This window comes from Streptomyces sp. NPDC057623, from assembly GCF_042800355.1.
GTDB lineage: Bacteria > Actinomycetota > Actinomycetes > Streptomycetales > Streptomycetaceae > Streptomyces.
This window is the reverse complement of the sequence record NZ_JBHVGZ010000112.1, coordinates 1-20,119: the sequence shown is the minus strand read 5'-3', so window position 1 is coordinate 20,119 and position 20,119 is coordinate 1. Positions and strand designations below refer to the sequence as shown.

Genomic DNA, 20,119 nt, shown 5'->3' with positions numbered 1-20,119 from the left:
CGCATGCCCGGCATGGACGGCATCGAGGCCACCCGCCGCATCATCGCCACCGGCGGCCGCACCCGCGTCCTCATCGTCACCACCTTCGACCTCGACGAGTACGCCTACGACGGCCTGCGCGCCGGAGCCAGCGGCTTCCTCCTCAAGGACGCCCGCCCCGAGGAACTCGTCGCGGGCATCCGCGCGGTCGCCACCGGCGACGCCGTCGTGGCCCCCCGGCTGACCCGCCGGCTGCTGGACGCCTACGCCCACCAGGTCCTCGCACCGGCCGGCGCACCGGCCCCGCAGGACCCCCGGCTGCAAACCCTCAGCGACCGCGAACGTGAGGTGCTGGTGGCCATCGGCCAGGGCTGGACCAACGCGGAGATCGCCGAACGGTTCGTCCTCACCGAGTCCACGGTGAAGAAGCACGTCGGACGGGTCCTCGCCAAGATCGGGGCCCGCGACCGCATCCAGGCAGTGATCATGGCGTACGACGCCGGGCTGGTCAGGGCCAGGTCGTAACGGCGTCCCGCACCAGGTCGGTTCCCAGAAGTTCCGCACAGTGCTCGACGTGCGGTGCCGGCGAGTCGGCGGCGTCGCCGGGGATGTCCGCACTCACCCATCGCTGTATGCCCATGCGAACGGCGGATACCGCGACCGCGGCGATCAAGGCCGGCATCTCGTCCTCGGGTTGCCGGCCGAGGCGCTGCGCGACGACTTCGGCGATTGATCGCCGAAGGCTCTCGAAGCGTGCCGACAACGCGGCCAGCAGGACCGGGTGGCTGCGCGTCAGCTCGAACGCCGCGAGCATCTCCTGACGTGGCGGCGGGTTCTCCGCCAGATCTCGGACGATCACCCGGGTCACAGCCGCGAACACGTCCCGGGGATGCGCAGCACCCGTCACGGCGAACTCCGCGGTGAGCGCACTCGGCACCTCGTCAGGCGGCCCCGGCAGGACGGCGGCCTCCTTGTTGGGAAAGTAGTTCAGGAACATACGCGGCGAGACACCCGCCTCCGCGCTGATCATGTCGACGGTGGCCCTGTCGAAGCCGTGTTCCTGGACGACCCGCAGGGCAGCCGCATGGATCGCACGCCGGGTCCGCATGCGGCGACGTACTCGTCGGCCTTCACCCGTGGAAGTCAAGGCGAAGCTCTTTCTCGTGAATCTCGCGCCGCGAAGCCGTGCGGTGGGGGCGAGCCTGGTGTGACCCGCCCCCACCTCGCGAGGCAGGGGGATGTCACCCCACGGCTGTGGCCACGACGGCTCGGTCGAGGGTGATGTGGTCGGCCCAGCTGCCGTGGAAGCCGAAGGGGACCCGGCTGGGGAGCTTGACCCGCGCCAAGGGTACCTTTCGCAGGTCGGCCGCGTCATGGATCAGGAGTTCGCTGAGGTCGGTGGACCGGTTCCACCACAACGACAACAGGTAGCCGTCGTCCTCGCTGCAGGCGTCCTCGCGCGCGACGAAGACGGGTTCGCTCGGGCTGGTCAGATAGTCCGGGCCGTCGACGACGGTGGTGCTGTCCAGGAGGTAGTCGTGCCGGGCCAGTCCGTCGGACATGGTGTCCGGGGTCAGGCCTCGCGTGGTGACGAAGTAGCCGTAGCGGTGCTGCCGCCCGAGACAGGCATCGTTGATCTTGGGGAACTCTCCGGCGATCCCGCTGACCATCTCCTCCGTGGCGCGTCCGGTCGTGAGGTCGACGCGCCAGCGGCAGGGCAGAGCGGGAGGAAACCAGTCATGGGAGCCCACGGGTGCGGCCAGGCGATCGGCGGGGGTGCCGAGCCGGGTGATGCGATGCCCGTCGATGATCAGCTCGCCGTCCTGCTCGTAGGCGTTGAAGAAGTGGGTGTTGGCGAAGTACCCGCCGGCTTCGTGCCAGGTGACCTCGTGCGTACGGCGGTCCATCAGGACGATCTGCACGCCGTGTTCCAGGGAGTCCTCGTCCCAGACCACCCCGGGCTGTCCTTGCGCGATCAGGTCGAGGCGGAACTGGGCGGGGGTGACGAAGAAGACGGCGTAGTGCTGGCTCACCGCGAAGTCGTGCATCAGGACCGGTACGCCGATGTCGAAGGAGTGCGAGTCGACGATCCGGCCGGTTTTCACGTCGGCTCGGTACCAGGTGATGGTCGGCCCGATCGCGGCGAAGAACAGCATGTCCCCGCTGTCGGGATCGATCTTGTAGTGCGCGGTGCACAGGACGTCGACGCCGCCATGGAAGTCGTGCGTGCCGAGCGTGCGGAGCGTCTCGGGGTCCAAAGCGTGCGGTAGTCCGCCCTCGTAGTACACCAGCAGCCGGTCGTCGAAGATTCCGACATTGGTGTTGGCGACGTTCTTCCCCGGCGGTGCCCCCTCGGGAAGCCGGCCCTGGCTGCCGCCGTTGGCGAAACCGCTGTAGATCGCCTCTCCCGCCCGGACCTCGACCTTCATCGAGTCGGTCTCCACCCAGCGGGTACGGTACGCGGCGCTGCCGTCGCGCAAGTAGATGCCGCACACCATGCCGTCGCCCTCCCACCAGTGGTAGCGGTCGGTGTCACGAGGCTGGAAGCGGGGGTTGCCAGACACACGGAACAGGGCGCCCCGGAGGTCGGGCGGGATCTCTCCGTCCACCTTCAGGTCGTAGGCCTCGTTCTCCTCGGTCCACGGCGCGAAGGGACCGTTCAGGAACTTGTTGTCGGTGGGCCAGGACAAGCTCATGTACATACTCCAGGTGCAGGCTAGGACACAGGTGTCTCAGAACGGGTAGTGCGGAAGCTCGCCTCGAACGGTGACCCACTGCTGTTCGGTGAAGGCTTCCAGGTTGGCGGCGGTACCGCCGTGGCGGGAGCCGGTGCCGGAGTCGCCGAGACCGCCGAAGGGGACGACGGCTTCGTCGTTGACGGTCTGGTCGTTGATGTGGACGAGGCCGGTGGGCACGCGGTCGGCGAGGGCCAGGCCCTTCATCACGTCCCGGGTCAGGATACCGAGGGACAGCCCGTACTCGGATTCCGCGGCCAGCCGGGCCGCCTCGTCCATGTCCTGGAAGGGAACGACGGGTGCGACGGGGCCGAAGATCTCCTCGGCGTAGGCGGGCGCGGTGAGCGGTACGCCGGTGAGGACGGTGGGGCGGTAGAAGAGGCCGTCGTACGTACCGCCCGCGGCGAGCCCGGCTCCGGCCGCGACGGTGTCCGTGACGATGCGGTGCACGTTGTCGCGCTGTCCGCCGTCGATGAGCGGTCCGATGGCGACGTTCTCGCCGACCGGGTCGCCCACGGGGAGCGCGGCGGCGTGCTGGGCGAGCAGGGCCGCGTACTCGTCGGCGACCGAGGCGTGCACCAGGTGGCGGCTGCTGGCCATGCAGATCTGGCCCGCGTGCACGAAGGACCCCCATGCTCCGACCGAGGCCGCCCTTTCCAGGTCGACGTCGTCCATCACCACGAGGGCGGAGTTGCCGCCCAGTTCCAGGTGGGCCCGCTTCAGGTGGCGGGCCGCGGCGACGCCGATGGCACGGCCGGCGCGAGTGGAGCCGGTGAACGCGATGACGGGGATCCTGGGGTGCTCGACCACGGCAGCGCCCACGTCCGCTCCACCCGGGAGGACGTGCAGCAGTCCGGGCGGCAGGCCCGCCTCCTCGAAGACGCGGGCGAAGACCACACCACCACTGACGGCCGTGCGGGGATCCGGCTTGAGAACGACGGCGTTGCCCAACGCCAGTGCCGGGGCCACGGCCCGCATCGCCAGGATGATCGGCACATTGAACGGGGCGATGACGCCCACCACCCCGACGGGAACCCTGCGGGCGAAGGACAGTCGCTCCTGGCTGGAGCGCAGCAGTTCGCCGTAGGGCGCCCCGGCCAGAGCCGCGGCCTCGTGGCACTCCTCCGCGCCACCGCTGGTGACCTGCAAGGCCGCGAACGGCCGGATGGCCCCGGACTCCCGCATCAGCCAGGTCTCGATCTCCGGCTGATGGTCCTCGAAGAGCCGCGCGGCGCGGCGCAGCACGGCGGCGCGGTCGGCGTACGGCCGGGCGGCCCATTCCCGCTGTGCCCGCACCGCCCGCTCCACCGCCTCGTCCACGTCAGCGGGGGTGGCCGAGCCGACCCGGCCCAGCGTCTTGCCGGTGGCGGGCTCGACGGCGTCGTAGATCTCGCCGGAGCCGCTGATCCACTCACCGGAGAAGATCCGGCCTTCCCAGGTGCTGTTGTCCAGAAGAGCCATCGTGTTCCGTTCCGTCCTGTGTACGTGCGGATGACCTGTCGTGGGGTGCCGTCGCGGTGGACGGTCAGGAATGGGGCAGCGGCTCGGCGGCCGGGGTCGCGCCCTTGGTGGGTGTCCCGTGCGCCGAGTCGGTGTGCCGCAGGGCGAGAACAGCGATCACCGCGGCGACCAGACTGGCACCGCTGCTTATGTATATGCCGAGGTCGAGGCCCGTTTCCAGGGCTTCGCGGGCGAGCGGGACCACGGTACGCGACAGTTCGCCGAGGTCGGCGTTGGCGGCGGCGAGCGCACCACCGTCGTCGTTGACGGCGTTGGCGACGCCCAGGGCCTGCGCGGGGAGCCCGGAGGAAGCCAGTTTGTCGGTGAGGACCCCGCTCGCCGTGCCCAGGGCGACGGCACCGACGACCGCCGGTCCGAGTGCCTGGCCGGTCTCGCGGACGAGGCTGGTGACCGCGCTGGCCATACCGGCATGCCGGATGTCGGCGGCTCCGACCGCGACCGCCGTCAGAGCGGAGAACATCGTGATGAAGCCCGCCCCCAGCAGGAGAATCGGCCCGGTCATCGAGGCGAGGTCGGTGGCGTCGCCGGGCAGCAGAGCCATCCAGCCCTCGCCTACCGCCAGCGACAGCAGACCGCCGACCAGCAGTGTCCGGGGGTGCACCCGCTGGAGCAGCTTGGGCAGGAGCGGGGTGAGCAGCAGGGGCACGGCCTGGATGAGGGCGAAGGGCAAGGCTGCCCGCAGCGGGGAGAGGTGGTAGACCGACTCCAGTTTGATGCTCAGCGCGTACGCCGTGCCGATGAAGCCGAACAGGGCGAGCAGCCCGATGGCGGCGGCAGCGGCGAAGGCGGGCGTGCGGAACAGCTCCAGCCGCAGCATCGGCGCCCGTGACTTTCGCTCGGCGACCAGGAAGGCCAGGAACGCGGCGAGGGCGACCACGAAGGCGATCACGATGTGGGGCTCGGAGTAGCCGTCGCCGGCCCCCTCGATGACCGCGTAGAGCAGGGCGAGCAGAGACACGGCGACCGTGATCTGTCCGGGCCAGTCCAGCCCGCGTCCGGCCGGCTGTCGGGAGTCGGTGATCCAGCGGGCGCTGACGGCCGCGGTGACCACACCGAACACGGCGAGCGGGACGAAGGCCCAGCCCCAGTGGGTGTGCTCGGCGGTGAACCCGCTGATCAGCGGGGCGATCATGGCACCGAAAGCAAGGCTGACCGCCCAGTAGGACAAAGCTCGCGCACGAGCTGCGGCCGCCGGGGTGCCTGCGACGATCACCGCGAGCGAGGAGGGGAAGATCGCCGCAGCGCCGAGCCCGGCGACCGCTTGGCCGGCGATCAGCTGCGTCAGCGAACCGGCTGAGGCGACCACCAGACAGCCGGCCGTGATCAGGAGGCCGCCGACGACCAGCAGGCGTCTGCGGCCGAACAGGTCACCGAGAACCCCGAAGTTCAACTCCAGGATCGCGGTCGGAAGGATGAACGCGGCCGGTATCCAGGCCAGGGCAGCGGCCGATGCCCCGAGGTCCCGCTGGATCTCTCCGATGATCGGGGACGCGAGGGGGATACCGATCTGGGCCACACAGATGGCGAGGCATGCGGCGATCAAGGTGTTGCGGTCGAGGGAAGCCGGTCTCGCGGCATCGGAATGGGTCATGAGGGATGCCTCCAGCGGTAGATTGCTCTGCACGTCCTGAATACTCGGACGCATAAATCGCTGAGCAGGACAATGCCTCCACACTTTCACTCGAGTCAAGGGGTTCGAACTGCACATTGCTCATTGACGAGCCAGACAGGGGGGACTTAGTGTCCCGATACACAAAGCTCACGTCCTGCATAACGAGACAGGAGTCCTAGCATGGCGATCACCGGCCTCGGGCACACCGGCTTCTGGGTCAACGACCTGGAGGGAATGCGCGACTTCTACACCCGCGTCCTGGGACTGACCGTGACCGACGAGGACGAGGAGCGGGGAATCGTGTTCTTCTCCTCCCGCCCGGACGAGGAGCACCACGAGTTCGTGCTTCAGCGGGGCCGGACCGCCCCTGCCGGAACCAAGCTCAGCCATCAGGTGTCGTGGCGGGTCGACTCGCTGGAGTCGATCATCGCCTTCCATCACCGGTTCCGCGCCGAGGGGATCGAGGTCCAGCAGGAGGTCACCCACGGCAACGCGATCGGGATCTACTTCTTCGACCCCGAGGGCAACCGCAACGAGGTCTATCTGCGCATCGAGCGCGACGTGCGTCAGCCGTTCCGCAAGACGATCGACCTCGACCAGGCGCCGGAGGAGATCTTCGCCGAGGCCGAGCGGCTGCTGGCCGAGGGCGGCCCGGCCTACCAGCCGGTCCAGTAGCCCCTCCACCGTGACGGAGAGCCTCATGGCAGAACGACCAACGCCCCAGCAGCCGGCCGTGCTGATCGTCGGTGCCGGCCCGACCGGCCTCGCGGCCGCCCATCTGCTGGGCTCACGGGGTGTACGCGTGCTGCTGGTGGAACGCAACGCGACCACCAGCAACGACGCCAAGGCGATCAGCCTCGACGACGAATCGCTGCGCACCCTTCAGTCGGCAGGCGTCGACGAGGCGGTGTACCCGATCATCGTGCCGGGCACCGGAACAAAGTACTTCGGCGTCGGCGGACGCCCGCTCCTGCACGCCCGCGGCACCGGCGACCAGCGTTTCGGGCACCCCTTCAAGAACCCCTTCGCCCAGCCGGATCTCGAACGGGTGCTGCGCGAGGGCCTGCGAGGACTGCCCACCGTCGAAGTCCGCTTCGGCACCCGGTTGACAACCCTCGCCCAGGAAGGCGACCGGGTGCGCGCATCCCTGCGGACAGACAGCCCGGACGGGACCACCGAGGACGTCGGGGTGTCCTACGTCCTGGGCTGTGACGGCGGCCGCAGTACCGTGCGGGACCTGTTGTCCATCCCCATGCACGGGCGCAGTTTCCCCGAGGTGTGGCTGGTGGCGGACACCCTGGAGGACCCGCACGACCAACGGTACGGAATGCACTACGGCGACCCCGCCCGCCCCGTCGTCATCGTCCCGGGCCACGGGGGCCGCTGCCGCTACGAGTTCCGACTCAGGCCGGGCGAATGCGAAGCGGGCACGCCGCCTCCGTTCGAGCTCGTGCGTCAACTCCTTGGGCCCTACCGGCAGATCACCCCGGAACAGGTGGAGCGCGCGGTCGCCTACAGCTTCCACGCGCTGCTGGCGGACCGGCTGCGCGAGGGCCGCTGTTTCCTGCTAGGCGACGCCGCCCACATGATGCCCCCGTTCGCCGGGCAGGGCCTCAACTCCGGCCTGCGGGACGCCGCCAACCTCTGCTGGAAGATCGACGAGGTCCTGGCGGGCCGTGCCGGTGACGCCCTGCTCGACACGTACGACACCGAGCGCCGCCCGCACGCCCGCGCCGTGATCGACCTCTCCGTACGCCTCGGCCGGATCGTCATGACCACGAGCCGCGGCCGCGCCCGCGCCCGCGACCTACTGGTGCGCGCTGTCATGCGCATCCCTCCCGGACGCCGCTACCTCACCGAGATGCGCTACCGCCCCGACACCCGCATACGCCACGGTGCCGTCGTCCACCTCGGTGGCCCCCCGCAGCCGCTCGTCGGTACACCGCTGCCGCAGCCACAGGTGCTGTGCGGACCGCGGCACCTGCTCACCCGCTTCGACGACGTCACCGGCCGGGGCTGGAGTCTGCTGGGGATCGGTCTGAGCGACGCGGCCTGGGAAGCCGCAGCCCGGGCCGCCCTTCCGCAGGCCGCTCACGTCGACGTCTACCTGGACGACCGCGCCGCCCGCGACCGCGGCGGACGGACGGGAATCACGGACGCCGACGGTCGGCTCGACGCCCTCTTCTCGGACGTGACAGGGCACTTCGTACTCGTCCGTCCCGACCGAGTGGTGGCCGCCGTGTTCACCCCCGACCGAGCGGCGCTCGTCGGGGCGGAACTACGGCGCCTCACCACCGACGGCGGGCACACAGCCATGTCACCCCACGCGACCGCCCCCGCCTCCCCTGGCGACACCCCCCCAACACCCGCAGTCCAGCCCGACCCTCAGGGAGCACGCCGATGAAGCTCGCCACCGTCCGTCTCGACGACGGCCACCACACCACCACCGTCGCCCGGCAGGAAGGAGACGAGCTGGTCCTTCTGCCGCACGCCGATGTCTGCACACTGCTGTCCGGCGGGGACGGTTGGCAGGACCGGGCCGCTTGGGACGGCGAGCGCGTTCCGCTCGCCGAGGCCCAGCTCGCTCCTCTGGTGCCACACCCGAACAAGATCGTCTGCCTGGGCCTCAACTACGCCACCCACATCAAGGAGATGGGCCGGCCCACCCCCGCCCACCCCACCCTCTTCGCCAAGTACGACGGCTCCCTCGTCGGCGCGCACGACGACATCCACATGCCGCCGGTCAGCGACGACCTCGACTGGGAAGCCGAACTGGGGGTCGTCGTCGGACGCCGAGGCCGCCACGTGCCGCGCGAGCGTGCCCTGGAGTACGTAGCCGGGTACACGGTCGTCAACGACGTCACCGTGCGCGACTGGCAGCACCGCACCCGGGAGTTCCTCTCCGGCAAGACCTTCGAGGCCACCACCCCCGTCGGACCCATGCTGGTGACACCCGACGAACTCCCGCCCGGGGCCGCCGGACTGACCATCGAGTGCAGCGTCGACGGCCACACCATGCAGAAGTCCAACACCGCGGACCTGCTCTTCGACGTGGCCGACGTCATCGCGTACGTCAGCACCATCATCACGCTGCTGCCCGGCGATCTGATCTGCACCGGGACGCCCGGAGGGGTGGGCGCCGGCCGCGACCCCAAGGTGTTCCTGCGGCCGGGTCAGGAGCTCGTCACGACGATTGAGGGCATCGGCGAACTGCGCAACACCGTCGTCAAGGACCGGTTGTAGGCGGGGCCGGCCGCGGCCCCGTACAAGCCCCCGTCGTCGGTTACAGTGTCTCGCATGTCAGGAAACGAGTCCTCCAGCTACCGCGACCGCAACTCTACAGCCGACCGGGCGCTGGACATCCTGACCATGTTCGACGACACCCGGCTGATCGTCTCCGGAACCGCGGTGGCGGAACACCTCGGCGTCGCCCGCTCCACCGCTTACCGCTACCTGCAGAGTCTGGTGGCCGGGCGCTTTTTGGAGGAGGCCCCCAGCGGCGGCTTCCGGCTGGGCCTGCGTGTCCTGGAGGTCGCCCGGCTGGCTCGGCGCAGCTACGGCCTGTCGGAGGTCGCGCTGCCCGCCATGGCGGCCCTCGCCGAGGAGGCGGGTGAGACGGTTCTGCTCACCCGCCGGGCGGGAGATCTGGTGGTGTGCGTAGACCGTGCGGAAAGCGGCACGCGCGCGGTACGGATCTCCTACGAACGCGGCAGCACCCTGCCCATCAACGCCGGCGCCTCCGCCCTCGTCCTGCTCGCCTGGGGTCCCGAGGACGAGAGCCGCCGTCTCCTGGAGAGCGTCGAACTGCGCCGCTTCACGGCCGCGACCCTCACCGACGTCGACGCCCTGATGGAACGCCTGGGCCGCATCCGCCGCCTGGGCTACTCCATCACCCGCGGCGAACTGGACCCCGACGTCGTCGGCATCGCGGCTCCCGTTCGCGACGATGCCGGCGCCGTCGTCGCGGCAGTGAGCGTGGCCGCCCTCGCCACTCGCGTCTACCCCGAGGCGGAGGCGGAGATCGCCCAGCAGGTACTGGGGACCGCGAAGAAGATCACCGACCGCATGGCCGCCGTCTCGGGATGATGTCCCGGGGCCGCGGTTCCGGTGTGCGGTCCGCAACCGTACGGGTCCCGGTCATCACACAGAGCTTGTACGTGGCGTCCTCAAGAGCGCAGCCGGAGCGAGCTGTGGGGAGCCCGTCGTGTTCGATGCTCGCCTGAGCGAACCTGGCCAGCACGGCACGCAGCTCCTTCTCCGCCGGAACGATCATGATGATGGCCCCTCTCACACATCGCAGCACACCACGGCAGAGCCACCGCCGGCAGCAGACTGCGCGCCGGGCTCTCACGCCACCTCTCGTCACCGGCAGCGTCGGGGTTGCGCTTCTTGGCCTCGTTGTACAGCTGGTCCTTGGTCGGGCCCTCCGCGCCACTGTGCGAGCGCTGGCCACCGCGTTGGGACGCCGACTTCCGGTCACGGGTCGAGGACTTGCTCGAGGTCTTCGACTCGCCCGACCTGGCCCGCTCCTTGTTCACCGTCCGTGAGGCGATCTCCTTGGCCCGCTTTGTCGATTCACCGCGGTCCTCGGCGCCCTTCTTGATGTGTTCGTACCGGCGCTCACGCTTGGAGCTCGATCCGGCCGGCATGACACTTCCCCTTTCTCGTACGCGCTGTGGTGCGGTGCCTTTCTCCGACCTCACCACGAAGCGATGGGCAGCAGGGCCCGGCTCAAGGGTGCTCGGCCCGCTGGTCACTGCGTCACTGCTCTGGCTGCTGTGAGGTGGACATGTGCGGGCACCCCACTTGCTTCGGAGTTCGAAAACGTTCCCTGGGGCGGCCCGCTGGCCGCTTCCGGACACTACGCAAGCACTGGGACGACTACACCGAGGAGGAATACCGGGCCGGGCTCGCCCGCCTCCCCCGCCGGATCGACATCGAGGTCGAGGCGTACCCCCGGCCGCACCGTCGGCATGAAGCGAATCCAGGTCGGCCGACGGACCACGGCCGTCGCCATCCTCGCGCCCGGTCACTGAGTGACGAGGTCGCCGCTGCCCTGGGCCCACCCCGGTCCGAGGCCGACCGACCGCTGCGCGGGACATGGCGGGATGATGGCCGCTATGCGCATCCGCATCGACGCAATCGACCTGCCCGGACTCACCTGCCCGGCCCCCGCCGACGGCAAGACCCCTACGTACGACAACATCCACGTCGCAGTGCAGCGCCGCGACCGTCCGGCCGAACTCCTCGCGCCACAGCCCGGTGACGCACCGTCCGCGACCTGGACCCTGGAGTGCACCACGAGCATCTCGCCGACCGGCACCGAGGTCAAAGGCCCCTACGTGCAGGACCGTCTGGGCCGACGGTTCATCTACCTGTCGTGGGGCACGGTCGACGAGTCGGGGACCTTCACCATGTTCCGCCGCGCCAAGCTGATGCTCGACGTCATCCCCGCCGAAGTACTGGCCGCCGCCGCACGCGACGGGCTGCTGGTCGGACGCCTCGGCCTGACCGACGCGCAGGGCGGGCCCCTCTGCGCACGGGTCCAGCCCCCACACATCATCTGGACCGCCGAACGCGCCGACTAGACAATTCGCCGCAGCGCGCCCGCACCGTCACACGGCATCATGCAGGCGTGATCACCATTCATCTGAAGTATGAGATCGACGCCGACAAGCTTGAGGAATTCGAGGAGTACGGCCGCCGCTTGGTCCGGCTCGTCAACCGTTTCGGCGGGACGCACCACGGCTACTTCCTGCCGAGTGAGGGCGACAGCGACATCGCCTACGCCCTCTTCTCCTTTCCCAGCCTGGCCGCGTACGAGCAGTACCGCACGGACAGCATGTCCGACCCGGAGTGCCGGGAAGCGCTCGAACTGGCCCGTGACACCCGCTGCATCAAGCGGTACGAGCGCCGCTTCCTCCGGCCGCTCGACGGCGGGTCCTAGGCCGGCGAAAGGCGCGGGGTGCGGTTCTCCCGCGCGGCTGTGCGCAGCGCTGCGACAACGGCCGTGTGTGACGCATCCCGGCGAACAGCATGCGCAGGACCGGGCGAGCCTCGATGGGACCGTGCGGATCCGGGTGTGGCCGGGTCGACGGCCGTCCGGCGACGAGCGCGGTGGCGAGGCCGGCGCGTGCGAGGGCGAGCTGGGCGGTGATCTCGGCGGTGATGTGGCGCGTCGTGGGTGTGAAGCCGGCCTGGCCTCACCCGGGCGGGCCCCGACAGCCTCTACCAGGACGTCGCGACCGGGACCCTCGTCGTCGCGCGGAGCGAACAATCGCTGGTCCGAGGTCCCTTCCCCACCGGGACTTCAGGAACGTCCCACAGCGACACGTCCGGACCCTGTCGTTGCTTTACGGGGCTGTCGGCCAACGGGGCCTAGAGACGGACGGCGATCAGCGCGATGTCGTCTCGCGCGCCGCCACTGACCCCGAAGCGGGCCAGGAGCGCGTCCGTGAGGTGCTCGGGGTCGAGATCGGCGCAATGGGAGACGGCGTCGCACAGACGGTGCAGGCCCGCGTCGATGTCCTCGCCCCGGCGCTCGATGAGCCCGTCGCTGTAGAGGATGAGGGTGTCGCCGACGGCGTAGGACAGCCGCGCCTCGGTCCGGGCGACGTGCTCGGCGGGCGCGCCGAGGGGCGGGTCGGTGGCCTGGTCGAGGAGATCACAGGTGCCGTCGGCGTGCAGCAGGACCGGGGGCGGGTGGCCGGCGCTGCTGTAGGAGATCAGGTGGTCGTCGCAGTGGATCACCGCATGGACCGCGGTGGTGGTGAGCGCCCCGTCCACACTCAGGGTGTACCGGCACAGCACCTCCAGGGCCCCGGCGGGCCCCTCGACGGTACGGGTCGCGGCGCTGAGCGCGCTGCGGAGCATGCCCATGACGGCAGCGGCCTCCAAGCCGTGGCCCACGACGTCACCGACCGACACCGCGAAAGCGCCGTCGGGCAGATCGATCACGTCGTACCAGTCGCCGCACACATTGAGCGAACCCACCGCGGGCAGATAACGCACCGCGATGTCGGGGTGGCGGACCAGATCCGGGGAGGTGAGCATCGCCTCTTGCAGGGTGAGGGCGACCTGGCGCTCACGGGCATGGGCCTGGCGCAGCTCCTCGTTGAGGCGCTGCAACTCCTGGGCCCGGGAATACAGCTCCGCCTCAAGGGCCTCCAGTTCGACCTTGCTCCCGGAGGCCGACGCCTCGTTCTGTGCCTCTTCCCGCCGTGAGCGCCTGGAGTGGACGAACTCCGTCACGTCCTCGACCCGGTGGATGATCCACGCGACGCTCCCGTCGGGAGCACTGACCGGGGTGTTGATCGGGGACCACCAGCGTTCCTCGAACGCGCCCGGCCGGTCCACGATGGGGATGTCGTACTTCTGCAGCGCCATCGTGTCGCGTTCCCGGGTGGCCAGGACCCGGTGGAGGGAGGCGCTGAGGTTGCTCACCCCGTCTGCATCGGGGTCCGCAGGGTTGTCGGGGAAGGCGTCGAAGATGTACGTCCCGACCAGGTCCTCCCGGGTACGCCGGGTCGCCCGCAGATACGCGTCATTGACGTCGACGATCACCAGATCCGGGCCGAGGACGAGATAGGGGCTGGGTGTGGCCGCGAACAGTGCCGCGTAGTCGATCCGCACTTCGATTCTCGATGTCCGCATGACTGCTGCCCGCCATCCCGTACCTCTGGGATCCACACCTCTCCATGGTTGTCCGACGGTAGGCGACAGGCAAGGTCAGGGTCCTGCCCCACGAAGCGGCTGGTGATCTGCGGACCACCGGCGCGACGGCCCCCAGCGGCATGGCGCATCCTCGTCGACCGGTCGTCCGTCGAGGTCTTCGGCGGCCACGGCGAGGCAGTGATCACCGACCAGATCTCCCCCGACCAGATCTCCCCCGGCCATGTCCTCCCCGACCAGGTCCTCCCCGCCCCCTCCTCCCCGCCCCCTCCAGCACCGGCGTCGAGGTCTTCGTCGAGGGCGGCACCGCCACCCTCGACCACATGCAGGCGCGGCACCCGCCGCTGGTCAACGCTCGTTACGAGTGCGTGGCCAGCGGATCGAGGAACGTCAGTACGGAGGCGTCCTCCTCGATCAGCGGGGCGAGGGCGGCGTTGAACGGGACGCCGTACGGGGCGTCCAGGTGTGCCTTGAAGGCGTCCTCGTCCCGGTAGACCTCGAAGATCCAGTAGGCCCGCGGGGCGGCCGCCTTGGTGTAGACGTCGAAGGCCACGTTGCCTTCCTCTTCGCGCACTTTCAGGGCGTAGTCCCGGATCAGACGGGCGACCTCGCCCTCTGTTCCCTCTCGGGCGGTGAACTCGGCGAGCAGGGTTTTCGTCATGGTTTCCTGTCCTTGTCAGTGGGTGGAGTCGAGGTGCCGGTCGATGGCCTCGTCCGTCGTGAACTGCGCCAACTGCTCCTGCCACGGCGGGTTCGGCCCGGCAGTCGAGCAGGTCAGGGCCGCGACCTTCGTCGCGAACAGACAGGCTGCCTCGACGTCGCCGAGACGCACGTCCGTGAGCCTGCCGCCGAGGAGTCCGCGGGCGCCGAGGTGGTGGAGCAGTCCGGCGGTGAAGGAGTCCCCGGCACCGACCGTGTCGACGACCGGCGTCGCCACCGCGGGCACCTGCACCCGCTCCCCGTCGAGTGAGGCCAGGGCACCGTCGGCACCGCGCGTGATCACCACGAGCCGCGCCCCCGCCGCATGCCAGGTGTCGCACGCCTGCTCAGGGTGGGTTCCGGGGAGCAGGAGTTCAAGGTCGTCCTCGCTCAGCCGCAGCACATCCGCGAGGCCGCACCAGTGCGCCAGCCGGGCGCGGTAGACATCGGGGTGTACGAGGAGGGGGCGGACGTTGGGGTCGATGCTGATGGTGGCCCTGGGGGCGGCCGCCGCCAGGAAGTCCTCCACCACAGCCGCCCCGGGTTCCTTGACCAGGGCCAGGGACCCGGTGTGTACGCAGGCCGTGTCGGACAGGTCCACCCCGGCGAGTTCCGCGCTCGTCCACTGCCAGTCGGCGGTGGCCTGCGCGTGGAAGGAGAACGTGGCCTGGCCCTGGGTGTCCAGCTCGGCCACGGCCAGCGTGCTGGGCTCGGCGGCCTCGACGGCGTACGACAGGTCGACTCCGGACGCCTCCAGGTGGGCCCGGAAGAGGCGGCCGAACACGTCGCCCGACAGCCGCGCGAGGAAGCGGGCCGACGTGCCCAGCCGGGCCAGAGACACCGCCGTATTGGCCGGTCCGCCGCCCGGCAGGACCCGCAGGGCGAGTTCGTTCCGGGCACTCGCGGGTTCGGTGAACGCGTCGGCGACGCACTCTCCCAGGACGGTGATCCGAGGCGGGGTCATGGGCTGCTCTTCTCTTGGATCGCGTAGGCAGAACGGGCACGGAGCGGGCGGTCGCTGAGCGGCTTCGGACGGGCGACCGCCCCGGGCGTTGCCGATTTGTGACGGGTGCAAGGCATTGACGTTGCCTGGAGACGGAGTCCATCATCCTCGCCAAGAAGTGTCAACGATGACATAAGTCAACGATGACACCTCGGGACGGCATGCCTCGATGCCGGCCGCTCGCCCGCAATCCCGCAGGAGTCGTTCATGTCACGCATCTCTCGTCTGCCCTCCTCCTTGCTCAGAGTCGCCGCCTGCACCGGCGTCGCGGCCCTGACCCTGACCGCCTGCGGATCCGGATCCGGATCGGGCACCGCGAGCTCAGGATCGGGCAGCGTCAAGGTCGGTCTGATCACCAAGACCGACACCAACCCGTTCTTCGTGAAGATGAAGGAGGGCGCGGAGAAGGCCGCCAAGGAGAACGGCGTCGAACTGTCCACCGCGGCGGGCAAGTTCGACGGTGACAACGCCGGGCAGGTCACCGCGATCGAGAACATGGTCGCCGCCGGTGTGAAGGGCATCCTGATCACGCCGAGCGACTCCAAGGCGATCGTGCCGGCGATCGAGAAGGCCAAGGCCAAGGGTGTTCTGGTCATCGCCCTGGACACGCCGACCGACCCGGAGGACGCGGTCGACGCCCTCTTCGCCACCGACAACCTCAAGGCGGGCGAGCTGATCGGCGAGTACGCCAAGGCCGCCATGAAGGGCAAGTCGGCCAAGATAGCCACCCTCGACCTCGCGCCGGGCGTCTCCGTCGGTGTACAGCGGCACGACGGCTTCCTGAAGGGCTTCGGCGTCAAGGAGGGCGACTCCTCCATCGTCTGCTCCCAGGACACCGGCGGCGACCAGGCCAAGGGCCAGACCGCGATGGAGAACTGCCTGCAGAAGTCGCCCGACATCAACGTCGTCTACACCATCAACGAACCGGCCGCGCTGGGCGCGTACACCGCGCTGAAGGCCAAGGGCCGGGAGAAGGACGTGCTGATCGTCTCCGTCGACGGCGGCTGCACCGGCACCCAGGCCGTCAAGGACGGCAAGATCGCCGCGACCTCGCAGCAGTACCCGCTGAAGATGGCCGCCGAAGGCGTCAAGGCCGTGGCGACGTACGCCAAGGACGGCAAGAAGGCGTCCGGCTACACCGACACCGGCGTCACCCTGGTCACCGACAAGGCGCAGGACGGTGTCGCGTCCAAGGACACCGCCTACGGCCTGGAGAACTGCTGGGGCTGAGCCGCCGTCCCCAGCTGCCGCCGCAGCTGCCACCGTTCGACACCCCTCAGCGGGGCGGCCGACCCCTCCTCCCCGACCGGGGACGGCCGCCCCCTCGTCCTCTTGCCGTCCGCCAAGGACGGACAAGGACTTGAGTCTTCCGACAAGGACCTCGCATGACTGCCACGTCCACGCCACCCTCCACGTCCACGCCGTACGCGGAGCTCAAAGCACCGACCACGGTCCGCCGACTGCTCACACAGCCGACCACCGGCCCGCTGGTCGCGCTCCTCCTGGCCTGTGTCTTCTTCTCCCTCTCGACCGAACAGTTCCTCACCGGCGGGAACTTCTCGCTGATCGTGCAGCAGGTCATGGTCGTCGGCACCCTCGCCATCGGCCAGACTCTGATCATCCTCACCGCGGGCATCGACCTGTCCTGCGGTGCGGTGATGGCGTTCGGCAGCATCGTGATCGCCAAGATGGCGGCCGAGGGGTCCTTGCCCCCGCTCGCCGCGATCGCGCTGGGCCTGGTCGTCTGCGGCGGCTTCGGCCTGCTCAACGGGGCACTGGTACAGAAGATCCCGCTGCCGCCGTTCATCGTCACCCTCGGCATGCTCAACGTGGCGTTCGCGCTGACGCACATCTACTCCGAGGAGCAGACGGTCACCAACCTGCCCGGCCCGCTGACCGCCCTCGGCCAGACCTTCCCGCTCGGCAAGACCGACATCACCTACGGCTCGCTGGTCACGATCGCCCTGTTCCTCCTCCTCGCCTACGCCCTGAGCAGCACCGGCTGGGGCCGGCACGTCTACGCCCTGGGCAACAGCCCGGAAGCGGCGCGCCTCAACGGCATCCGCACCTCCCGCCTGACCATCGGCGTCTACACCGTGGCCGGCATCCTCTACGGCATCGCCGCCCTGCTGCTCATCTCCCGCACCGGCGTCGGCGATCCGCAGGCCGGCCAGACCGACAACCTCGACAGCATCACCGCCGTGGTCCTCGGCGGCACCAGCCTCTTCGGTGGACGCGGCTCGGTCCTGGGCACGTTCATCGGCGTCCTCATCGTCGGCGTCTTCCGCAACGGACTTCAGCTGATGGGCGTCGCCTCGATCTACCAGACCCTGATCACCGGAGTCCTGGTGATCCTCGCGGTGACCGTCGACCAGATCTCCCGGAAGAAGGCCCGATGAGCGCCACCTCCTCCCCCACACCCGTGCTGCAGGCCCGCGGTCTCGTCAAGCGCTACGGCCACGTCACCGCCATCGACGGCGCCGACTTCGACCTGATGCCCGGCGAGGTCCTCGCCGTCATCGGAGACAACGGCGCCGGCAAGACCAGCCTGATCAAGGCTCTCACCGGCGCGGTGGTCCCGGACGAGGGCGAGATCCGCCTCAATGGCAAGCCGATCCAGTTCTCCGGTCCGCAGAGTGCTCGCGCCCACGGCATCGAGACGGTCTATCAGGACCTCGCCGTGGCCGCTTCCATGGACATCGCCTCGAACATGTTCCTCGGGCGCGAGCTCCGCCGTCCCGGCGTCCTCGGCAGTGTCTTCCGCATGCTCGACAAGAAGCGCATGCGCCAGGAGGCCGCCGAGCACATGGCGGACCTGAAGATCGGTCTGCGCTCGCTGACGCAGTCGGTCGAGACGCTCTCCGGCGGGCAGCGGCAGGCCGTGGCGGTCGCCCGTTCCGTCGCCTGGGCCCGCAGTGTGGTCGTCATGGACGAGCCCACCGCCGCGCTCGGCGTCAAGGAGTCCGGGCAGGTGCTGGACCTTATCCGCCGGGTCCGGGACAAGGGCATGCCGGTCGTCCTGATCAGCCACAACATGCCCCACGTCTTCGAGATCGCCGACCGGATCCATGTCCACCGGCTGGGCCGACGAGCCGCCGTGATCAAGCCGTCCGACTACTCCATGGCCGAGGTCGTCGCCATCATGACCGGCGCGCTCAGCATCGACGAGGCCGGAGATACTGTCGTAGCCGATTCCGAAGCGGCGAAGGCCGCCGGAGTCCAGGCCCACTGACAACAGGACTGAAGCACTCACAGGTTCCGGCCGAGGCCGCGGCCGGGACCGACGAGACAGGAGACCGTTTCCTCCATGGCAGCGAACCGCCGCCCGACCATGGCAGATGTCGCCCGAGAAGTGGGCGTCAGCGCCAAGACCGTCTCCCGGGTCCTCAACGAGGACGGATACGCTTCGGAACAGACCAGGAAACAGGTCCTCGCAGCCGTGGCCAAGCTCGGCTTCCAGCCGAACCTCATGGCACGCAACATCCGCGTCGGCGGCCCGGACACCACCATCGGCCTGGTCATCCCCGACGTCGCCAACCCCTTCTTCGGAGCCGTGGCCCGCGCCATAGAGGACACCGTCCGTGAACGCGGACTGACCCTGCTCATGGGCTCCTCCGCGGACGACCCCGACCGCGAACGCGCCCTGACGGACAAGTTCCTCGCCCGGCGCGTCAGCATTCTGATCGTCGTACCGTCCGTCGGCGCCGACCACTCCCACCTCAAGTCGCACCGCACGGCGGGACTGCCCATCGTCTTCCTCGACCGACCAGGAGTCGGCCTGTCCACGGACAGCATCGTCAGCTCCAACCGTACGGGGGCCGAGGGCGGCGTAGCCCACCTGATCGCCCACGGCCACCGCCGCATCGGGTTCGTCGGTGACCTGCCCCTCAAGCTGTACACCCGCCGCGAACGCCTCGCCGGATACCGCGCGGCCCTGCAAGAAGCCGACATCCCCTACGACCGCTCGCTCGTCGCCAACGCCCACGACCAGCCGGGCGCGGAGGCCGCGACCTCCCAACTCCTCGAACTGGCCGATCCCCCCACCGCCCTGTTCGCCGGCAACAACATCATGGCGCTCGGCATCGTCGCCGAACTCGCCCGCAACAAGCGCAAAGACGTAGCCGTCGTCGCCTTCGACGACGTATCGCTCGCCGAGGCGCTGGAACCAGCCCTGACCGTCGTCGCCCAGGACCCCGAGGAAATCGGCCGCAGCGCCGCGGCCACCGCCCTGGCCCGCCTCGACGGCGACCGCTCCCGGGCTCGGACCATCACCGTGCCCACCCGGCTGATCGTCAGAGGGTCGGGGGAGCAGCCCGCGCCCAAGCCGTAGGGGGCTCGCCCCTGTCGGACGACTGGCCGGGACCACGCTCAGACGGCCTCAGCAGGCTCCGCAGTTCACGACGCCTGCACAGTCACATCCGCCGGACGGGCACGTTCACGTCGTCGATGTTGAAGGGGCACCGTGGCCTGATGGGTTCACGGGCGACTGACGACGCCTATCGTGATCCACATGCAGTCCTACACAATCGGCCAGGCCGCACGGCTCCTCGGTGTGAGCCCCGACACCGCCCGGCGTTGGGCGGACGCCGGGCGGGTGGCCACCCATCGCGATGAGGGCGGCAAACGGCTCATCGACGGGAAGGATCTGGCCGCCTTCTCCGTGGAACTCGCCAAGGGCGGTGGTGGCGAGGAGGACGTCTCGTACACCTCGGTCCGCAACGCCTTCCCCGGCATCGTCACGGCCGTGAAGCTCGGTGACGTGGCGGCTCAGGTGGAGATCCAGGCCGGGCCGCACCGGCTGGTGTCGCTGCTGACGCGGGAGGCCGTGGAGGAGTTGGGGCTGGAGGTCGGCGTGGAGGCCACCGCCCGGGTGAAGTCGACGAACGTGCACATCGACCG

General features: G+C 69.6%; 21 protein-coding genes and 1 pseudogene. 13 read left to right on the top strand and 9 right to left on the bottom strand.

All coding sequences use genetic code 11. From position 1 onward, the window contains the following. Positions 1 to 504 (top strand): LuxR C-terminal-related transcriptional regulator (locus tag ACFU95_RS48230; protein ID WP_383843353.1); only part of this gene is annotated, 504 nt, incomplete at its 5' end. On the opposite strand, the gene ACFU95_RS48225 is transcribed toward ACFU95_RS48230, so the two are convergent. The 4 genes from ACFU95_RS48225 to ACFU95_RS48210 all read right to left on the bottom strand — a co-directional run bounded on the left by ACFU95_RS48225 (position 488) and on the right by ACFU95_RS48210 (position 5,826). Next, positions 488 to 1,087: a TetR family transcriptional regulator gene (locus ACFU95_RS48225; protein WP_383843350.1), complete on the bottom strand. Its 600-nt coding sequence runs from the start codon at positions 1,085 to 1,087 to the stop codon at positions 488 to 490. The genes ACFU95_RS48230 and ACFU95_RS48225 overlap by 17 nt on opposite strands. Positions 1,088 to 1,220: 133 nt before the next feature. Then, positions 1,221 to 2,675 carry a carotenoid oxygenase family protein gene (locus ACFU95_RS48220; RefSeq protein ID WP_383843346.1) on the bottom strand — a complete coding sequence of 485 codons (1,455 nt, stop codon included), beginning with the start codon at positions 2,673 to 2,675 and terminating at the stop codon, positions 1,221 to 1,223. 36 nt (positions 2,676 to 2,711) lie between these two features. Beyond that, complete coding sequence (locus ACFU95_RS48215) at positions 2,712 to 4,175, bottom strand: aldehyde dehydrogenase family protein (protein WP_383843343.1); 1,464 nt, start codon at positions 4,173 to 4,175, stop codon at positions 2,712 to 2,714. Between the two features lie 64 nt (positions 4,176 to 4,239). Continuing rightward, the gene (locus ACFU95_RS48210; protein WP_383843340.1) at positions 4,240 to 5,826 is read right to left on the bottom strand and encodes an MFS transporter; all 1,587 of its coding nucleotides are present in this window, start codon (positions 5,824 to 5,826) and stop codon (positions 4,240 to 4,242) included. Positions 5,827 to 6,027: 201 nt separating this feature from the next. Here ACFU95_RS48210 and ACFU95_RS48205 point away from each other — a divergent pair, with 201 nt between their 5' ends. Genes ACFU95_RS48205 through ACFU95_RS48190 form a run of 4 tightly spaced genes read left to right on the top strand, consistent with a single transcriptional unit; the run spans position 6,028 to position 9,933 of the window. Next, positions 6,028 to 6,522, top strand: a complete 495-nt coding sequence (locus ACFU95_RS48205; protein WP_383843337.1) for a VOC family protein — start codon at positions 6,028 to 6,030, stop codon at positions 6,520 to 6,522. A gap of 25 nt (positions 6,523 to 6,547) precedes the next feature. Further along, complete coding sequence (locus tag ACFU95_RS48200; protein WP_383843334.1) at positions 6,548 to 8,251, top strand: bifunctional 3-(3-hydroxy-phenyl)propionate/3-hydroxycinnamic acid hydroxylase; 1,704 nt, start codon at positions 6,548 to 6,550, stop codon at positions 8,249 to 8,251. Continuing rightward, positions 8,248 to 9,090 (top strand): fumarylacetoacetate hydrolase family protein, encoded by an 843-nt coding sequence (locus tag ACFU95_RS48195; protein WP_383843331.1) that lies wholly within the window; start codon positions 8,248 to 8,250, stop codon positions 9,088 to 9,090. The genes ACFU95_RS48200 and ACFU95_RS48195 overlap by 4 nt, the downstream gene beginning before the upstream one ends. Positions 9,091 to 9,144: 54 nt before the next feature. Beyond that, positions 9,145 to 9,933 carry an IclR family transcriptional regulator gene (locus tag ACFU95_RS48190; RefSeq protein WP_383843328.1) on the top strand — a complete coding sequence of 263 codons (789 nt, stop codon included), beginning with the start codon at positions 9,145 to 9,147 and terminating at the stop codon, positions 9,931 to 9,933. Here the strand turns inward: ACFU95_RS48190 and ACFU95_RS48185 are convergent. Both ACFU95_RS48185 and ACFU95_RS48180 read right to left on the bottom strand, forming a co-directional pair. Then, entirely contained in the window at positions 9,902 to 10,120 is a 219-nt protein-coding gene (locus ACFU95_RS48185) for a DUF5133 domain-containing protein (protein ID WP_383843325.1), read from the bottom strand. The two genes, ACFU95_RS48190 and ACFU95_RS48185, sit on opposite strands and share 32 nt — an antisense overlap. A gap of 106 nt (positions 10,121 to 10,226) precedes the next feature. Then, positions 10,227 to 10,496 (bottom strand): annotated as a pseudogene (locus ACFU95_RS48180) (plasmid stabilization protein); the annotation flags it as partial. 471 nt (positions 10,497 to 10,967) lie between these two features. On the opposite strand from ACFU95_RS48180, the gene ACFU95_RS48175 reads away from it, so the two are divergent. Continuing rightward, on the top strand, positions 10,968 to 11,435 hold the full coding sequence (locus ACFU95_RS48175) for a DUF5990 family protein (RefSeq protein WP_383843322.1): 468 nt from the start codon (positions 10,968 to 10,970) through the stop codon (positions 11,433 to 11,435). A gap of 47 nt (positions 11,436 to 11,482) precedes the next feature. Beyond that, positions 11,483 to 11,794, top strand: coding sequence for an NIPSNAP family protein (locus ACFU95_RS48170; protein WP_383843320.1), 312 nt, complete (start codon positions 11,483 to 11,485; stop codon positions 11,792 to 11,794). A 431-nt stretch (positions 11,795 to 12,225) separates the two neighbouring features. Here the strand turns inward: ACFU95_RS48170 and ACFU95_RS48165 are convergent, their stop codons facing one another. Beyond that, positions 12,226 to 13,485 (bottom strand): PP2C family protein-serine/threonine phosphatase, encoded by a 1,260-nt coding sequence (locus ACFU95_RS48165; RefSeq protein ID WP_383843356.1) that lies wholly within the window; start codon positions 13,483 to 13,485, stop codon positions 12,226 to 12,228. Between the two features lie 117 nt (positions 13,486 to 13,602). Between ACFU95_RS48165 and ACFU95_RS48160 the strand changes: the two genes are divergently transcribed. Further along, entirely contained in the window at positions 13,603 to 13,956 is a 354-nt protein-coding gene (locus ACFU95_RS48160; protein WP_383843317.1) for a GH32 C-terminal domain-containing protein, read from the top strand. On the opposite strand, the gene ACFU95_RS48155 is transcribed toward ACFU95_RS48160, so the two are convergent. Next, positions 13,877 to 14,179 (bottom strand): putative quinol monooxygenase, encoded by a 303-nt coding sequence (locus ACFU95_RS48155; protein ID WP_383843314.1) that lies wholly within the window; start codon positions 14,177 to 14,179, stop codon positions 13,877 to 13,879. The two genes, ACFU95_RS48160 and ACFU95_RS48155, sit on opposite strands and share 80 nt — an antisense overlap. 15 nt (positions 14,180 to 14,194) lie before the next feature. Beyond that, a complete protein-coding gene (locus ACFU95_RS48150; protein ID WP_383843311.1) occupies positions 14,195 to 15,181 on the bottom strand; it encodes a carbohydrate kinase in 987 nt (328 codons plus the stop codon). A 246-nt stretch (positions 15,182 to 15,427) separates the two neighbouring features. Here ACFU95_RS48150 and ACFU95_RS48145 point away from each other — a divergent pair, with 246 nt between their 5' ends. The 5 genes from ACFU95_RS48145 to ACFU95_RS48125 all read left to right on the top strand — a co-directional run. Then, positions 15,428 to 16,450, top strand: a complete 1,023-nt coding sequence (locus ACFU95_RS48145; RefSeq protein ID WP_383843309.1) for a sugar ABC transporter substrate-binding protein — start codon at positions 15,428 to 15,430, stop codon at positions 16,448 to 16,450. Positions 16,451 to 16,605: 155 nt separating this feature from the next. Beyond that, positions 16,606 to 17,619: an ABC transporter permease gene (locus tag ACFU95_RS48140; protein ID WP_383843306.1), complete on the top strand. Its 1,014-nt coding sequence runs from the start codon at positions 16,606 to 16,608 to the stop codon at positions 17,617 to 17,619. Continuing rightward, a complete protein-coding gene (locus ACFU95_RS48135) occupies positions 17,616 to 18,452 on the top strand; it encodes an ATP-binding cassette domain-containing protein (protein WP_383843302.1) in 837 nt (278 codons plus the stop codon). The genes ACFU95_RS48140 and ACFU95_RS48135 overlap by 4 nt, the downstream gene beginning before the upstream one ends. Before the next feature lie 75 nt (positions 18,453 to 18,527). Continuing rightward, positions 18,528 to 19,550: a LacI family DNA-binding transcriptional regulator gene (locus ACFU95_RS48130; protein WP_383843299.1), complete on the top strand. Its 1,023-nt coding sequence runs from the start codon at positions 18,528 to 18,530 to the stop codon at positions 19,548 to 19,550. A 180-nt stretch (positions 19,551 to 19,730) separates the two neighbouring features. Continuing rightward, a partial coding sequence (locus tag ACFU95_RS48125; RefSeq protein WP_383843296.1) for a molybdopterin-binding protein occupies positions 19,731 to 20,119 on the top strand: 389 nt, incomplete at its 3' end.

Bases quoted from the DNA above. Each gene is read 5' to 3' on its own strand.
- ACFU95_RS48225 (WP_383843350.1), bottom strand. From the start codon at position 1,087: ATGCGGACCCGGCGTGCGATCCATGCGGCTGCCCTGCGGGTCGTCCAG.
- ACFU95_RS48190 (WP_383843328.1), top strand. From the start codon at position 9,145: ATGTCAGGAAACGAGTCCTCCAGCTACCGCGACCGCAACTCTACAGCC.
- ACFU95_RS48205 (WP_383843337.1), top strand. From the start codon at position 6,028: ATGGCGATCACCGGCCTCGGGCACACCGGCTTCTGGGTCAACGACCTG.
- ACFU95_RS48200 (WP_383843334.1), top strand. From the start codon at position 6,548: ATGGCAGAACGACCAACGCCCCAGCAGCCGGCCGTGCTGATCGTCGGT.
- ACFU95_RS48150 (WP_383843311.1), bottom strand. From the start codon at position 15,181: ATGACCCCGCCTCGGATCACCGTCCTGGGAGAGTGCGTCGCCGACGCG.
- ACFU95_RS48215 (WP_383843343.1), bottom strand. From the start codon at position 4,175: ATGGCTCTTCTGGACAACAGCACCTGGGAAGGCCGGATCTTCTCCGGT.
- ACFU95_RS48145 (WP_383843309.1), top strand. From the start codon at position 15,428: ATGTCACGCATCTCTCGTCTGCCCTCCTCCTTGCTCAGAGTCGCCGCC.
- ACFU95_RS48140 (WP_383843306.1), top strand. From the start codon at position 16,606: ATGACTGCCACGTCCACGCCACCCTCCACGTCCACGCCGTACGCGGAG.
- ACFU95_RS48210 (WP_383843340.1), bottom strand. From the start codon at position 5,826: ATGACCCATTCCGATGCCGCGAGACCGGCTTCCCTCGACCGCAACACC.
- ACFU95_RS48155 (WP_383843314.1), bottom strand. From the start codon at position 14,179: ATGACGAAAACCCTGCTCGCCGAGTTCACCGCCCGAGAGGGAACAGAG.
- ACFU95_RS48220 (WP_383843346.1), bottom strand. From the start codon at position 2,675: ATGAGCTTGTCCTGGCCCACCGACAACAAGTTCCTGAACGGTCCCTTC.
- ACFU95_RS48195 (WP_383843331.1), top strand. From the start codon at position 8,248: ATGAAGCTCGCCACCGTCCGTCTCGACGACGGCCACCACACCACCACC.
- ACFU95_RS48185 (WP_383843325.1), bottom strand. From the start codon at position 10,120: ATGATCGTTCCGGCGGAGAAGGAGCTGCGTGCCGTGCTGGCCAGGTTC.
- ACFU95_RS48135 (WP_383843302.1), top strand. From the start codon at position 17,616: ATGAGCGCCACCTCCTCCCCCACACCCGTGCTGCAGGCCCGCGGTCTC.
- ACFU95_RS48130 (WP_383843299.1), top strand. From the start codon at position 18,528: ATGGCAGCGAACCGCCGCCCGACCATGGCAGATGTCGCCCGAGAAGTG.
- ACFU95_RS48175 (WP_383843322.1), top strand. From the start codon at position 10,968: ATGCGCATCCGCATCGACGCAATCGACCTGCCCGGACTCACCTGCCCG.